Raw genomic sequence first — 14602 nt, 5'->3', positions numbered from 1 at the left:
GTGGTCGGGCCTGCCCCGACTTATTTCGAGTAAGATATTGGCATTATTATAGCTCAAATCAATGCCAGATGCGCGGCAATTGCGCACATGTTACATGGTCAGGACGATCTTTCCGACTGATTTCCGGCTGCGCAGCAAGGCGAATGCCCGTTCTATCTGCTCGAAGGGCAGAACCTGACCATTCACGGGCGACAGCTGGCCTGCCTCGAACATGGCGAAAAGTTGTAGCAGGCTGGCTCGCAGGACTTGCGGATCAAGCGTGGTATAGCCGCCCCAATACAATCCATGAATCGCGATGTTTTTTACCAGCGCATGGTTCAGTGGCAGCACGGGGGGCCTGCCGCCGGCGAAGCCAATCACCAGATAACGCCCACCCGTTCGCAGCGCACGGAACGCGGCTTCCCCCGCCGCGTCGCCGACCGCATCATATACCACATCCACACCGCCCGCGTCGCGGAGCGCCGCTTTCAAATCGGTGCATTCGGCGCTGTCTATCACAAGATCGGCACCCGCGGCCCGAACGACATCAAGCCGATCCTGGCCCCGTGCCAAGCCAATCACCCGCGCGCCCATCGCGTGCCCAATTTCCACTGCCGTCAATCCGACACCGCCCGCAGCGCCCAGGACCACCAAGGTCTCGCCGGTTTTCAGTCCGGCACGCACGTCTAAGGCGAGGTGACTTGTCCCGTAAGCGATCTGAAAACCCGCCGCTTGTTCAAATGACATGCTGTCTGGGATGCGCAGGCAGGCTTCAACCGGGACTGAAATTATGTCCGAAAAGGTACCCGCGGCATAAACAGCCACTCGGTCGCCGACGGTCAGGCCTGATTCCGCAGGTGCGGCAATGACTTCGCCTGCCCCTTCAAGTCCGGGCACATAGGGCGGTTCCGCGCGTTCCTGATAGCGACCCTGAACCTTCAAAATATCCGCGAAATTCAACGCAGAGGCATGAATTTTTACCAAAACTTCTGTTGAATTTTGATTTGGGGCAGATGCAAGACGGATGACTGGATCATGATCCAGTGCTTCAACCATTGCGATTCGAATTTGGTCCCCTTGCCCATGGTCGGATTTTTTGTCCAAAACGGCATCCCTTTGCTGGCTTCAACGTGATTTTTTGCAGGTCACGCATATCAATACCTGTCTTTTTGGTCAAAAACATGTAGGTTCATAATGTTGACACTCGAAAATTGAGATCAGTTAAGCTACTGCCAGTATAGATTGAGTGAGGTTTAACGATGAAACACGGTGTAGATGTTCATGTTGGTAAGCGAATCCGCCATCGTCGGTGGATGATCGGAATGACCCAACAGCAATTGGCTGATAAAGTCGGGATCAAATTCCAGCAGATCCAAAAATATGAAACCGGCATGAACCGGGTCTCGGCGTCGCGTCTGTGGGATATAGCACAGGCGGTCGATGTTCCCGTCAGCTTTTTCTTTGAAGGGCTGCATGAGGGTGAGACCGCATCCTCGGTCGAGGGCGATATCCTGGCAGATAAAGAAGCGCTGCAGCTGGTTCGGGCCTATTATGCGATGCCTGCCGCACAGCGCCGCCAGATTTTCGAACTCGCGCGCGTTCTGTCAGACGCAGCTTGACCAATAATCCAACAGGATTACGTGACCCGCGAACTGGTGGGTATGTAAAGACTTGACGATGTTACAAAGTTTTGACGAGTGATCTGTTCATTCTGTGTAAATCCTGAAGGCTGCCACTGGCAGCCTTTTTTTGTTCGGGGTAGGTCTGCTTTCAAGGCTTATCTAGGGAGGCGGCGATGCAGGACGCGCAATCAATCATCGACACAGCGCATGAGATGGCCGATGCCGCAGGCCGCGCCATCCTGCCGTTCTTCCGCAGGGCCGGCCTGACGGCTGACAATAAACGCCCCGCCGATTTCGACCCCGTGACCGAGGCTGATCGGGCTGCAGAGCGTGCCATGCGCGAGGTTCTGGCCCGACGCCGGCCGCAGGACGGCATCTTCGGCGAAGAATACGGCACGCAGAAGGGTAGCAGCGGCCTGACCTGGATTCTTGATCCGATTGACGGCACGCGCGCTTTTATCTGCGGTGCACCCAGCTGGGGCGTGTTGATCGGCCTTAGCGATGGCGAACAAATCCGCTACGGGATCATTGATCAGCCCTATATCGGCGAGCGGTTTGAAGGTGGATTGGGACTGTCGCGTCTGGTTTCGGCAAAGGGCGAACATCAGCTCTGTGTCCGCACGGGTGTCGATCTGTCCCGGGCGACGCTGATGACAACCTTCCCCGAGGTGGGCACGGCAGAGGAGGGCGCTGCCTTTCGCCGGATTGCCGAACAGGTTCGCCTGACCCGTTATGGTCTTGATTGTTACGCCTATGCGCTTTTGGCGCTTGGGCAGATTGATCTGGTGATCGAGGCTGGCTTGCAATCCTATGACATCGCCGGTCCTATGGCCGTTGTGCAGGCTGCTGGTGGTATTGTTACCAACTGGCAAGGGGAAACTGCTATCAACGGCGGACAGGTGATCGCCGCCGCGACACCCGAACTTCATCGTGCCGCGTTGGAACTGTTGCGCGGCTAGGGTTTTGTGTCAGCGTATCTATTTTTGCCCGGCAATCCAGGAGCCAGCCCATGACTGAAAACAGCCCGACCCCTGAAGATCAATCCGCCGAAAAGCCGGTCGAGCGTGACGAGGATGATTATCTTCCACGCCCCGAATTGCTTCAGCAGATTGATCAGGCGATCGAGGCTGAAGACGCACAAAAGCTGAATGAGCTTTTGGCGCCGATGCACGCGGCTGATATTGCCGACATCATCGAAAATCTGGACCCCGGTGAACGCCGCGTCTTTGTCACGCTCTATGGTGGCGAAATCGACGGCGAAATCCTCTCAGAGATTGACGAAGGGATTCGCGATCAGATCGTCGAGATGCTGCCCCGTGACGTGCTGGCCGAGGCCGTGCGCGAAATGGACAGCGACGACGTCGTTGACCTGATCGAGGATATGGATGAGCCAGAGCGAGAGGAAATCCTGTCTGCTCTGGATGCCGGCGACCGCGCGGCGGTTCAGCAATCCCTGGCCTATCCCGAACATTCGGCCGGCCGTTTGATGCAGTCCGAGGTCGTGACCGCACCGGAACATTGGACCGTGGGTGAAACCCTTGATTTCCTGCGAAATGAGGAATGGCTGCCGGAACAATTCTACCATGTCGTTCTGGTTGATCCACGCCGTCATCCGATTGGTTATGTGACTTTGGGCCGTCTGCTGGCCGCGAAACGCGCAACCCCGTTGAAAGAGCTGGAGGAAGACAGCTTCCGAACCATCAGCGCCTATGCGGATGAAGGCGACGTTGCCTATATCTTCAACCAGTATCACCTGATATCAGCGCCCGTCGTGGACCGCGATGATCGGCTGGTCGGCGTGATTACCATCGACGACGCCATGGCGGTTCTCGATGAAGAACATGAAGAGGACATTCTGCGCCTTGCGGGGGTCGGCGACGAATCCAGCCTGACCGATACGGTGGGACAGACCCTCAAGCAGCGTGTTCCGTGGCTGGGGACCAATATCCTGACCGCGCTGGCGGCGGCTTCGGTCATTGCATTGTTCGAAGATGCGATTCAGGGGTTGGTTGCACTGGCGGTGCTGATGCCCATCGTTGCCTCGATGGGCGGAAATGCCGGCACGCAAACCCTGACCGTGGCGGTGCGCGGTCTGGCCACCAAGGATCTGACCTCCGGCAATTCGCTGCGGGTGATTCGGCGAGAGGCGGCGGTCGGGCTGCTAAACGGCATCCTATTCGGCGCCGTCATTGGGGCTGTCACCTTTTTCTGGTTTGGAAATCCCCTGCTGGGGATCGTCATTCTGCTGGCCATGGTGATCAATCTGCTGGTCGCGGCGCTTGGCGGCATTCTGGTGCCGTTGACCCTGAACCGACTGGGGATTGACCCGGCACTGGCCTCGGGAACCTTTGTCACCACGCTGACCGATATCGTCGGTTTCTTCGCCTTTCTTGGGTTGGCCACTCTGGTTCTGCTGTGACGGACAAGGTCGCATTGCGGGCAAGCGCGCTGGCCGCCCGTCGTCTTGGTGGCGATCAGGCCGCGTTGACCACTCGGCTGATCAGCGCGCTTGTCCCGTTTCGCGGAGAGATCGTCGCCGGTTATTGGCCGATGCGCGGCGAGGCCGACCCCCGCGATGCCTTGGCGGCGCATAACGGGCCGATCTGCCTGCCGGTGGTGACCGGTAAGGCGCAGCCGCTGATTTTCAGGGCATGGGATGATGATGATCTGGTGTCGGGGGCCTATGGAACCGCTCATCCCGCCGATTCGGCTGCGATCCTGATTCCCTCGGTGCTGATCGTTCCGTTGGCGGGCTTCGACCGTCAGGGGAATCGCTTGGGCTATGGCGGAGGCTTCTATGATCGCACCCTGCAAGTGCTGAGAGATCAGGGCGTTGCCGTGGCAATCGGTCTCGCATTCGCAGCACAAGAACTGTCAGCTATCCCCGCAGAGCCATATGATCAGCCACTGGATATAGTGGTGACGGATAAGGAGCTTATTCGGCCAAGCCGTTGAAACTGACCGCTGTGGCGATTTCGCATCAGCTGTGAGTAGCCCTGTGGAGCGTTTGGGATAACCCTGTGGGTAAGTTTTTATAACTCATGTTTAGTGAATTGATATTCAATAAAGAAATTTTAATCTCCTGCATCTGTATACTGTTGGTGGCAATCCTCTGTGAACGAATCTGCGGCACTGCGGCATAGATCTGTGTCAATCGAAAACAGATGGGACAACGCGCAAAAAACTTGTTGAAAGCTATACGTAATACCGCCAGTTTGTAGCGCACAGACGGGGCAATACCAGATATGGTAACGGCTGCCACCGAAACCACATCGGTCCCGGATCGGATAACAAGATAAACCCTCAGGCGGTTCGACTGTCTGCTGCTCCGCGTGCCGCCGGGGCGGCCGGACCCGGCTGCGCCAGCGGGACAGAATGCAAAGGGGCATGCGGGGATGAAGATCGAACGGCGCTTTACGACGGCAAAATCCGGGGCATATGGCGATATCGCCTTTACCACGACGACCAGCGAAATTCGAAATCCCGACGGCACCATCGTCTTTCGCAACGACGATATCCAAATTCCGCAGGGTTGGAGCCAGGTCGCCAGTGATGTGATCGCCCAAAAGTATTTTCGTAAAGCAGGCGTTCCCGCCGCGCTGAAGCGGGTCAAGGAAAAGGGTGTGCCGGAATTTTTATGGCGCAGCGTCCCTGACAAGGATGCATTGGCCAAGCTGCCCAAGAACGAACGCTATGTCGGTGAAACCAGCGCACAGCAGGTTTTTGACCGGCTGGCCGGGGCGTGGACCTATTGGGGTTGGAAAGGCGGGTATTTTTCCAAAGAAGAAGACGCCCGCGCTTATTTTGACGAAATGCGCTACATGCTGGCCCGCCAGATGGCTGCGCCGAACAGCCCGCAATGGTTCAACACGGGGTTGCACTGGGCCTATGGCATCGACGGCCCGGGGCAGGGGCATTTCTATGTCGATTACAAAACCGGCAAACTGGTTCAATCCGACAGCGCCTATGAACACCCGCAGCCGCATGCCTGTTTCATTCAGTCGGTCAGCGACGATCTGGTGAAGGAAGGCGGGATCATGGACCTGTGGGTTCGTGAAGCGCGTCTGTTCAAATATGGCAGCGGCACCGGCACCAATTTTTCCAGCCTGCGTGCCGAAGGTGAGCGGTTGTCGGGCGGCGGCAAGTCCAGCGGCCTGATGGGCTTTCTGAAGATCGGCGATCGCGCGGCAGGGGCGATCAAGTCGGGTGGCACGACGCGCCGCGCGGCCAAGATGGTGATTTGCGATATGGATCACCCTGACATCGAGGCGTTCATCAACTGGAAGGTCATCGAAGAACAGAAAGTCGCCAGCCTTGTCGCGGGCTCGAAGGCGCATGAGCGCAAGCTGAATGAGATTTTTGCAGCGATCCGGGAATGGGATGGCAGCATCGACGACGCAACCGATCCGGCGGCGAATGACGGTCTGAAGACCGCAATCCGTGGTGCGAAACGCGCCATGATCCCGGAAACCTACATCAACCGTGTGCTGCAATATGCGCGGCAGGGGTTCGAAAGCATCGAATTTCCGACCTATGACACGGATTGGGACAGTGAAGCCTATAGCAGTGTATCCGGCCAGAACTCGAATAACTCGGTCCGGGTGACGGATGCGTTCCTTGATGCCGTGCGTCGGGACCACCCGTGGGAGCTTTTGCGCCGCACCGATGGCGGGGTGGCGAAAACCATTTCCGCCCGCGATCTGTGGGATCAGATCGGTCATGCCGCATGGGCCTGCGCTGATCCGGGGATCCAGTTTCATGATACGGTGAACGCCTGGCATACCTGCCCCGAGGACGGCGCGATCCGGGGTAGCAATCCGTGCAGCGAATACATGTTCCTGGACGATACCGCCTGCAACCTTGCCTCGATGAACCTGCTGACCTTCTGGACCGGCACGCAATTCGATGCGGATGCCTATGTCCACGCGGCGCGGCTGTGGACGGTTACGCTGGAAATCAGTGTGCTGATGGCGCAGTTCCCAAGCAAGGAAATCGCGCAGCGCAGTTATGATTTCCGCACGCTGGGCCTTGGCTATGCAAATATCGGCGGGCTGCTGATGAATATGGGCCTTGGTTATGACAGTGACGCAGGTCGCGCCCTGTGCGGTGTGCTGACGGCAATCATGACCGGCGTTGCTTATGCGACTTCGGCCGAGATGGCGTCGGAACTGGGGCCGTTCCCCGGTTACAAAAAGAACGCCGATCACATGCTGCGGGTGATCCGCAATCATCGCGCGGCGGCCCATGGCACGGATGCCTATCACGGCGTGAACGTTTCCCCGGTCGCGCTGGACGACGACAACTGCCCCGATCCGCGTTTGGTCGCCATCGCACGTCAGGCATGGGACCGCGCACTGACACTGGGCGAGGACTACGGTTTCCGCAATGCGCAGTCGACCGTGATCGCGCCGACCGGCACCATCGGTCTGGTGATGGATTGCGACACCACCGGGATCGAGCCGGATTTCGCGCTGGTAAAGTTCAAGAAACTGGCCGGCGGAGGCTACTTCAAGATCATCAACCAGTCGGTTCCTGCAGCGCTGGCGGCGCTTGGCTATCCCTCGGCCCAGATTGAAGAGATCATCGCATATGCCGTCGGTCACGGCACGCTGGGCAATTGCGCCGGTATCAATCACACGGCCTTGGCCGGTCATGGCTTTGGTCCGCGTGAGATTGAAAAGATCGAAGCCGCTTTAGCGTCGGCCTTCGATATTCGCTTTGTCTTCAACCAGTGGACCCTGGGCGAGGAGTTCTGCAAAGGCACGTTGGGCATTCCGGCCGACAAGCTCAACGATCCGACCTTTGATCTGCTGCGTCACCTTGGCTTCACCAAGGCGCAGATCGACGCGTCCAACGATCATGTGTGCGGCACGATGACGCTGGAAGGCGCGCCCTTTCTGAAACAGCGGGATTTGCCGGTGTTCGATTGCGCCAATGCCTGTGGCAAGACCGGCAAGCGCTATCTGTCGGTAGAAAGCCATATTCGCATGATGGCCGCGGCCCAGTCGTTCATTTCGGGTGCGATCAGCAAGACGATCAACATGCCCAACAGCGCGACCATCGAAGATGCGCTGGCCGCATATGAGCTGTCGTGGTCCCTGGGGATCAAGGCGAATGCGCTGTATCGCGACGGATCGAAACTGTCGCAGCCCCTGGCCGCCGCGCTGGTCGAAGATGATGAGGAAGCCGAAAATATTCTGGCCACGGGCAACGCGCAGGAAAAAGTTGCCGTCATCGCCGAGAAAATCGTAGAGAAAATCATCATTAAAGAGGCCGTTCGCAGCCATCGCGAAAAGCTGCCGCAGCGGCGAAAGGGCTATACCCAGAAAGCCATCGTCGGCGGGCACAAGGTCTATCTGCGGACCGGCGAATATGACGACGGGGCCTTGGGCGAAATCTTTATCGACATGCACAAGGAAGGTGCAGGCTTCCGCGCGATGATGAACAACTTCGCCATCGCGGTATCGGTGGGACTGCAATATGGCGTCCCGCTGGAGGAATTCGTGGACGCCTTTACCTTCACCCGCTTTGAACCCGCGGGAATGGTGCAGGGCAATGACAGCATCAAGAACGCAACCTCGATCCTTGACTATGTCTTCCGCGAACTGGCCGTCAGCTATCTGGATCGCACCGATCTGGCGCATGTGAAACCTGCCGGAACCAGCTTTGACGATCTGGGCGGCGGCGAGGCGGAAAGCCAGAATGTCGCGCCCGTGGCCGAGCAGACCGAGTTACGTTCCCTGACCATGCTGAAGCAGATCAGCAGCGCGGGTTATCTGCGGAAGCGTTTGCCGCAGGAACTGATGGTTTTGCAAGGTGGCGTGTCAGGCGCAGCGGTTGCTGCCGGCGTCAGTCAGGCGACGGTTGCCACCGGGATGGATGCCCGGACCAAAGCCCGGATGCAGGGGTATGAGGGCGATCCCTGCGGCGAATGCGGCAATTACACGCTGGTTCGTAACGGCACCTGCATGAAGTGCAACACCTGCGGCGGCACCAGCGGATGTAGCTGATTCACGCACGGCCGGTCATCCGGACCCCAAGTTTTCGTCAGGCCGATGGCCGCGGGCGCCCCCTATGCCCGCGCCCCTATCGCAGCAGCCAGTCGCCCGGCAAGAGGCGCGCAGCCTGACTACCGCCCCTCGCAGCGTGGCAGCGTTGCGGGGGGCATTTTTATGGGCGCTTGGTCATGTCGCCCCTGCAATGCGGGTGCACTGTTGTGCATCGCCCGTAGCGCCAGACAGCCATGACATCTGATCCGTGCCGTTCATCTTTACGGTGATCTGATAGTTGTTATCAAAGGTCATGGTGGTTTCATCGCCGCGCGTTTCGATTTGCCTGATGGGCATCCCGGCTTCGTCGGGCGAGGGGGAATAGCTGTTGCGTGTAAAGACCATCGTTGTCATATCGCAGCGCCACGTTCCGATGAAGCGCAGCGATGCTGGCTCGGGGCTTGGCGGGGGCGCGCATGCGGTCAGAAGCAAAACACCCAGAAGGGCCACGGCGCGGAAAGCAGGCATGGCGTATCTCCGTCCAGATTATCGGTGCCGATGATACACCGAAACGTGGACGTTGGAAGGGATTTGGCGGTCAACCGCGCAGCCAGTCGGCGGCATACTGGATTTCCGACAGCTTGGCGAAGGGCAACAATCGCTCGAATTCTGTGTGCAGGGCGGCAGATCTGGCTTTGCCCAAGGCGATGCCGGCTTCGGGCCAGAAGGCGGTGACCATCAGCGTGTCACCCTGCCGCTTGGCGTCAACGCGGCCAATCAGCCTGTTGCCCTGCATCACGGGAAAGACGTAATAACCATATTGTCGTTTGGGCGCGGGCACAAAAATTTCGATGCGATAGCGGAAACCGAATAGCCGCTCGGCCCGGCCGCGGTCGCGCAAAGCGGGATCGAAAGGCGACAGCAGGCGCACCCGGTTCGAGGGCGCTGGCAATGCGGCGACCTGATCCAGCAATTCTGGCGTTGAATAGCTGCGCCTGAATGATCCGTCCGCAAGCTGGACATCAACCTCGACAATCCGCCCGTCCTGCCTGGCGCGGGCACACCATGCCTTTGCCTCTTCCACCGTCACGATGTCAAAGAACGCGGTCAATTCGCCGCTTGTGGCAAAGCCAAGGCGGTTCATCGCGGCCATCATGGCCCAGTCAATCACCAGCGCATCGTCCAGTCGCTGCGCAAAATGATCTGACGGGATGACGCGTTCGCTCAGGTCATAGAATTTGCGAAAGCCCTGCCGGTGACAGATCGCCAGTTGCCCGGATCGCCACAGGAATTCCAGTGCGGTCTTGGACGGATGCCAGTCCCACCACCCGCCGGATGTCCGTTTTTCTTCCGGGCCGACATCCAGCGAGCAGGTCGCACCGTTGTCATTGATATGGCGCAGGACGGTATCAACCTCGGCGTTCCAGCCTTCCCGCCGCCAAGCGGGCCAGCGGCGGCGCATATGTGCCTCATCCCGCTGAAATTTCAGCCGCCACATCGGATAGAATTGCATCGGAATGACGGCGGCATCATGGGTCCAGTGTTCAAACCCCGTGCGGTCGCGGGCGATAGCCAGTTCCAATGCGCGGTGGCGGTATTGATTGCGTCGTGACCACAGGATCAGATCGTGGGACCGGGCCAGCGTGTTCACACTGTCCACCTGCACAAAGCCAAGATCGGTCAGCACGCCTGTCAGATCAGCACCTTTGCCGCTGCCGGCCACGGGGCGCAGCAACAGATGCCGGTCTAGGAACAGCTGGCGGGCGTCCTGATTGTTCAGGGAATATATGGGCATTCGCTTTTTGCCTGCAAAAGAACCCTTTCAGCCTTGCCGATTTGGCCCGTCGCATCAACCACCCCATTGACGCCCCGCGCATCATGCGCCATGCGGCACGGATGCTGCGCATTGATGACATATCCTATTCCATTCAGGGCCGCCCTTTGTTCGAGGGTGCCTCTGCCACGATACCGGACGGCCACAAGATCGGCCTTGTCGGCCCCAACGGTGCGGGCAAGACGACCCTGTTCCGCCTGATCAGGGGAGAGCTTGCACTGGACGGCGGCGAAATCAGCCTGCCGTCGCGGGCGCGGATCGGTGGCGTGGCGCAGGAAGCTCCGGGCACGGGGGTGTCCGTGCTGAATACCGTGCTGGCCGAGGACAAGGAACGCGCCGCCCTGCTGGCCGAAGCCGACAGTGCCACGGACGCACATCGTATTGCGGAAATCCAGACCCGGTTGACAGATATCGATGCATGGTCGGCCGAGGCGCGGGCGGCCTCGATCCTGGACGGGCTTGGCTTTTCCACGGCCGATCAGGCGCGTCCGACCAGCGATTATTCGGGCGGCTGGCGGATGCGTGTCGCGTTGGCCGGGGTGCTGTTTTCCCAGCCGGATCTGCTGTTGCTGGACGAACCGACCAACTATCTGGATCTTGAAGGTGCGCTTTGGCTGGAAACCTATCTGGCCCGCTATCCGCATACGGTCATCATCATCAGCCACGACCGCGATCTGCTGAACCGCGCGGTTGGTCACATCCTGCATTTGGAAAACCGCAAGCTGACATTGTATACCGGCGGTTATGACAGCTTTACCCGCATCCGGGCGGAAAAACGCGCCCTGCAGGCGGCTGAAGCCAAGAAGCAGCAGCTTCGCCGCGATCATTTGCAGAGTTTTGTCGACCGTTTCCGTGCCAAGGCCAGCAAGGCCCGTCAGGCGCAGGCACGAGTGAAGATGCTGGAAAAGATGCAGCCGATCACGGCACCAGAGGAAGCAAAGTTTCACCGCTTCACCTTTCCGCAGCCCGAAGAGCTTTCGCCGCCGATCATCGCGATGGAAGGTGTGGCTGTCGGTTATGGCGACCGCGCGGTGCTGCGCAAGCTAAGCCTGCGGATCGATCAGGACGACCGGATCGCGCTGTTGGGCCGGAACGGGCAGGGGAAATCGACGCTGTCGAAACTGCTGTCGGAACGCCTGACAGCGATGGAAGGTAGCGTCATTCGTTCATCGAAACTGCGCGTCGGATATTTCGCACAGCATCAGGTGGACGAACTGTCCCTGAACGAAACGCCGCTGGAACATATTCGCCGCTTGCGGCCGGACGAGGGGCCTGCGCGTTTGCGTGCGCGTCTGGCAGGCTTTGGCCTGATGGAGGCGCAGGCCGAAACCAAGGTCGGCCAGCTTTCGGGCGGCCAAAAGGCCCGCTTGTCGCTGCTGATCGCCACCATCGATGCCCCGCATCTGCTGGTGCTTGACGAACCGACCAACCACCTTGATATCGAAAGCCGCGAGGCGCTGTCCGAGGCGCTGAACGATTATACCGGCGCGGTCGTGCTGGTCACGCACGATATGCACCTGTTGGGGCTGGTCGCGGATCGTTTGTGGTTGGTCAAAGATGGCGCGGTTTCCAATTATGAAGGCGATCTGGACGATTACCGCCGGTTCCTGCTGGCTGGGGATGAGCCGCCAAAGCCCAAGGTCGAAGCGGCGCCCAAACCCCCTCGCCGCGCCAGTCGTGACGAAATGCAGGCCATGCGCAGTGAGGTGCGCAAGGCCGAAGAGCGTATCGAAAAGCTGGCCGACATGCTGAAAAAGCTGGATCGTAAGCTGGCTGATCCCGAAATTTACCAAAACCCGGTCGAAGCCCAGAAATGGGGACGCAAGCATGCTGAAGCGGTTGGTGCGATGGCCCGCGCCGAAGATCTGTGGGAACAGGCTGTTCAGACCCTGGAGGAAGCCGAAAAGCGCGGGGCTGTTGCGTAAATGCGCCGCTATCCTTCTGATTGATGCTAGGGTGGGGTCATCGCTTGTATGTGCGCTCGATTCGGCCCTAAGGACAAAATGTAACTGCCCTCCGACTGGATTTGCCCCATGAAACTCGCTCTGGCCTTCGCCCTTGTTGCCGCAACCGCCGCCACTGGTGCATCGGCGCAGGATTTTGGCTTCACCGGTCGGACCTTTTCGGTGGATCTGGGCGCCGGTGCCAGCATCGGCCCGGAATTTCCCGGCTCGGACGAAGCGGACACCAGCCCTTGGCTGATCTGGCGCAACGCAGGTTTCGGTGAACCCGGCAGCAAGGATCGTGACGGTTTCGCCATTTCACCTTCGTTCAACATGGTGGGTGAACGCGATTCCTCGGATTACGATGATTTGGCCGGCATGAGCGATATTGACCGCGCATACGAGGTTGGTCTGGGCGTCAGCTATGGTTCAGGTCCGCTCCGTGCGTTCGGCGCTGTTCGTCGTGGTTTTGACGGGCACGAAGGTGTCGTCGGCGAAGTTGGCGCACGTTACCGCACGGATCTGAGCGACCGCATCTCTCTGTGGTCCAGTGTCGCTTTGGGTTACGGCAGCAGCGATTACAACAACACCTATTTTGGTGTGACCGCTGATGAAGCCCGCCCTGGTCGTGGCGTTTATACACCCGGCAGCGGTTTCAACACGGCCGCCATCGCGTTCGAAATGCGCTACGCGCTGACCGACAAAGTCTCATTGTTGGGCGAAGTCGAATATGCCAAGCTGATCGGCGATTCGGCGACTCGCCAGTCGTGCAAGACGAATATCAACCGACCCTGCGTCTGGGCATCGTCCGTACATTCTCATTCGACTTCTGATCTGTCGGGGCCTTTGCCCTGTCAGCCGCGATTTCGGCGTTGCGCAGCCCGATCAGGGCCGCTATGCAGTCGCCAAGGCACCCGTAGCTCAGCTGGATAGAGCGCTGCCCTCCGAAGGCAGAGGCCAGAGGTTCGAATCCTCTCGGGTGCGCCAATAAAATCAAGGGATTGGCGGCAGATTGCCCGGACCCTATCGCCAGCGGGTAGGTTATGGGTCGGCGTAGCGAAGCCTAACCGTGCCCGCAGGCTTCCTATGTCAGACGGTAGGATCGGGGCTTTGCGCTCGCGTTTGGTGGCTGCTATCATACGGATATGAACAGCCGAATTGCTGTTTCGTCTGATAGGAAGGCTGTCTACATTATCTGAATGCGGGACTTCATCCTTCAAGAGATTCGGCGAGTAGCTTCGGCGAATGGCGGGAAAGCGCCGGGGCGACGAACCTTCGAACGTGAAACTGGTATATCCGTACATCAATGGCGCGGCCGGTTTTGGGCGCGTTGGGGCGATGCTTTGATTGAAGCCGGGCTTTCGGCGAATACGAAGCAGGCCAAGACGGATAGCGATTTCCTTTTGGGGAAGGTTGCCGAAGCCTTCCGGCATTTCAAACGCGAGCCGACACTTATCGAACTTCGAATGTATAGGCAGCTTGACCCGGAACTTCCGACGCATAGCACGCTCGCCAAGCACTATCCGGCCAAAGACGACATGATAACCGCGTTGCGAGAATGGACTGCCAACCGCGACGGATACGACGACGTTGCGGCAATGCTTCCTGCGGCTACTTCGTCGCCGTCTGCGCCGCGTCCGCTATCGAAGCCGGTCGAGGGTTTCGTGTATCTCATTAAGTCCGGCGACTACTACAAGATCGGCCGTAGCGACGACGCGGAACGGCGCTTCAAACAAATCACTATCGCCCTGCCCGACAAGGCCGAACTGTTCCACACAATCCGAACCGACGATCCGTCCGGTATTGAAGCTTACTGGCATCGTCGCTTCGATGGTCGCCGGGCAAATGGCGAATGGTTCAAGCTGACAGCGGCAGACATTGCGGCCTTCAAGAAGCGCAAGTTCCAATGACGCCATGAAAAGACCCGCCAGCTTTGCGGGCTGGCGGGCAAGGAAGCGGCGGGACCGTTCCCGAAGCAAGGCGGCCCTGCCTAAAAGCCGGGGCGAGGCAGTGCCAACCACAACGCCCCCGGCCAATCTCATCACATGGGCGCAGCCTAGCCTCACGCTGCGGCGAGCAAGGCGCGTTGCTGCGCCACCAAAGCGGCTTCCCATTCGTCGTTGGTGCCGTAGTCTGCCACCACCATAACCCTGCCCCATATGGGGAACCCTTGGCTTCGAACGTCGCCGGGCCCACGAACACGACTCGGTTCGCCATGCGCTCCCTCGCCTGCCT

General features: G+C 59.0%; 11 protein-coding genes and 1 tRNA gene. 9 read left to right on the top strand and 3 right to left on the bottom strand.

Translation table 11 applies throughout. From position 1 onward, the window contains the following. Nucleotides 1-90 precede the first annotated feature (90 nt). Nucleotides 91-963 (bottom strand): NADPH:quinone oxidoreductase family protein, encoded by an 873-nt coding sequence (locus tag H4P12_RS10870; protein ID WP_246449234.1) that lies wholly within the window; start codon nucleotides 961-963, stop codon nucleotides 91-93. 275 nt (nucleotides 964-1238) lie between these two features. Between H4P12_RS10870 and H4P12_RS10865 the strand changes: the two genes are divergently transcribed. From H4P12_RS10865 to H4P12_RS10845, 5 genes are all read left to right on the top strand, one after another. Next, the gene (locus tag H4P12_RS10865; RefSeq protein WP_187793695.1) at nucleotides 1239-1598 is read left to right on the top strand and encodes a helix-turn-helix domain-containing protein; all 360 of its coding nucleotides are present in this window, start codon (nucleotides 1239-1241) and stop codon (nucleotides 1596-1598) included. Nucleotides 1599-1774: 176 nt separating this feature from the next. Next, nucleotides 1775-2560 (top strand): histidinol-phosphatase, encoded by a 786-nt coding sequence (gene hisN / locus H4P12_RS10860; RefSeq protein ID WP_187793694.1) that lies wholly within the window; start codon nucleotides 1775-1777, stop codon nucleotides 2558-2560. 50 nt (nucleotides 2561-2610) lie between these two features. Further along, entirely contained in the window at nucleotides 2611-4020 is a 1410-nt protein-coding gene (gene mgtE / locus H4P12_RS10855; RefSeq protein WP_187793693.1) for a magnesium transporter, read from the top strand. Then, nucleotides 4017-4556 (top strand): 5-formyltetrahydrofolate cyclo-ligase, encoded by a 540-nt coding sequence (locus tag H4P12_RS10850; protein WP_343069808.1) that lies wholly within the window; start codon nucleotides 4017-4019, stop codon nucleotides 4554-4556. Before mgtE ends, H4P12_RS10850 begins: the two co-directional genes overlap by 4 nt. 440 nt (nucleotides 4557-4996) lie before the next feature. Next, entirely contained in the window at nucleotides 4997-8611 is a 3615-nt protein-coding gene (locus tag H4P12_RS10845; protein ID WP_187793692.1) for a vitamin B12-dependent ribonucleotide reductase, read from the top strand. A gap of 174 nt (nucleotides 8612-8785) precedes the next feature. Here H4P12_RS10845 and H4P12_RS10840 read toward each other — a convergent pair whose 3' ends face one another. Both H4P12_RS10840 and H4P12_RS10835 read right to left on the bottom strand, forming a co-directional pair. Continuing rightward, entirely contained in the window at nucleotides 8786-9118 is a 333-nt protein-coding gene (locus H4P12_RS10840; protein ID WP_187793691.1) for a hypothetical protein, read from the bottom strand. Between the two features lie 70 nt (nucleotides 9119-9188). Continuing rightward, nucleotides 9189-10385 (bottom strand): winged helix-turn-helix domain-containing protein, encoded by a 1197-nt coding sequence (locus tag H4P12_RS10835; protein WP_187793690.1) that lies wholly within the window; start codon nucleotides 10383-10385, stop codon nucleotides 9189-9191. A 101-nt stretch (nucleotides 10386-10486) separates the two neighbouring features. Between H4P12_RS10835 and H4P12_RS10830 the strand changes: the two genes are divergently transcribed. The 4 genes from H4P12_RS10830 (at nucleotide 10487) to H4P12_RS10815 (ending at nucleotide 14277) form a co-directional block, all read left to right on the top strand. Next, complete coding sequence (locus H4P12_RS10830; protein ID WP_187793987.1) at nucleotides 10487-12349, top strand: ABC-F family ATP-binding cassette domain-containing protein; 1863 nt, start codon at nucleotides 10487-10489, stop codon at nucleotides 12347-12349. A gap of 108 nt (nucleotides 12350-12457) precedes the next feature. Continuing rightward, a complete protein-coding gene (locus H4P12_RS10825; protein ID WP_187793689.1) occupies nucleotides 12458-13300 on the top strand; it encodes a MipA/OmpV family protein in 843 nt (280 codons plus the stop codon). After that, a tRNA-Arg gene (locus H4P12_RS10820) sits at nucleotides 13278-13354 on the top strand. Before H4P12_RS10825 ends, H4P12_RS10820 begins: the two co-directional genes overlap by 23 nt. Nucleotides 13355-13566: 212 nt before the next feature. Then, the gene (locus H4P12_RS10815) at nucleotides 13567-14277 is read left to right on the top strand and encodes a GIY-YIG nuclease family protein (RefSeq protein ID WP_187793688.1); all 711 of its coding nucleotides are present in this window, start codon (nucleotides 13567-13569) and stop codon (nucleotides 14275-14277) included. Nucleotides 14278-14602 lie beyond the last annotated feature (325 nt).

The organism is Paracoccus amoyensis, from assembly GCF_014490725.1.
In the GTDB taxonomy this organism is placed as follows: Bacteria; Pseudomonadota; Alphaproteobacteria; order Rhodobacterales; family Rhodobacteraceae; genus Paracoccus; species Paracoccus amoyensis.
The sequence above is the reverse complement of the archived record's forward strand: the minus strand, read 5'-3'. Positions and strand labels throughout refer to the sequence as shown.

Excerpts from the sequence above, each read along its gene's own strand:
- H4P12_RS10865 (WP_187793695.1), top strand. The coding sequence starts at position 1,239 with ATGAAACACGGTGTAGATGTTCATGTTGGTAAGCGAATCCGCCATCGT.
- hisN (WP_187793694.1), top strand. The coding sequence starts at position 1,775 with ATGCAGGACGCGCAATCAATCATCGACACAGCGCATGAGATGGCCGAT.
- mgtE (WP_187793693.1), top strand. The coding sequence starts at position 2,611 with ATGACTGAAAACAGCCCGACCCCTGAAGATCAATCCGCCGAAAAGCCG.
- H4P12_RS10845 (WP_187793692.1), top strand. The coding sequence starts at position 4,997 with ATGAAGATCGAACGGCGCTTTACGACGGCAAAATCCGGGGCATATGGC.
- H4P12_RS10840 (WP_187793691.1), bottom strand. The coding sequence starts at position 9,118 with ATGCCTGCTTTCCGCGCCGTGGCCCTTCTGGGTGTTTTGCTTCTGACC.
- H4P12_RS10835 (WP_187793690.1), bottom strand. The coding sequence starts at position 10,385 with ATGCCCATATATTCCCTGAACAATCAGGACGCCCGCCAGCTGTTCCTA.
- H4P12_RS10830 (WP_187793987.1), top strand. The coding sequence starts at position 10,487 with ATGCTGCGCATTGATGACATATCCTATTCCATTCAGGGCCGCCCTTTG.
- H4P12_RS10825 (WP_187793689.1), top strand. The coding sequence starts at position 12,458 with ATGAAACTCGCTCTGGCCTTCGCCCTTGTTGCCGCAACCGCCGCCACT.
- H4P12_RS10815 (WP_187793688.1), top strand. The coding sequence starts at position 13,567 with ATGCGGGACTTCATCCTTCAAGAGATTCGGCGAGTAGCTTCGGCGAAT.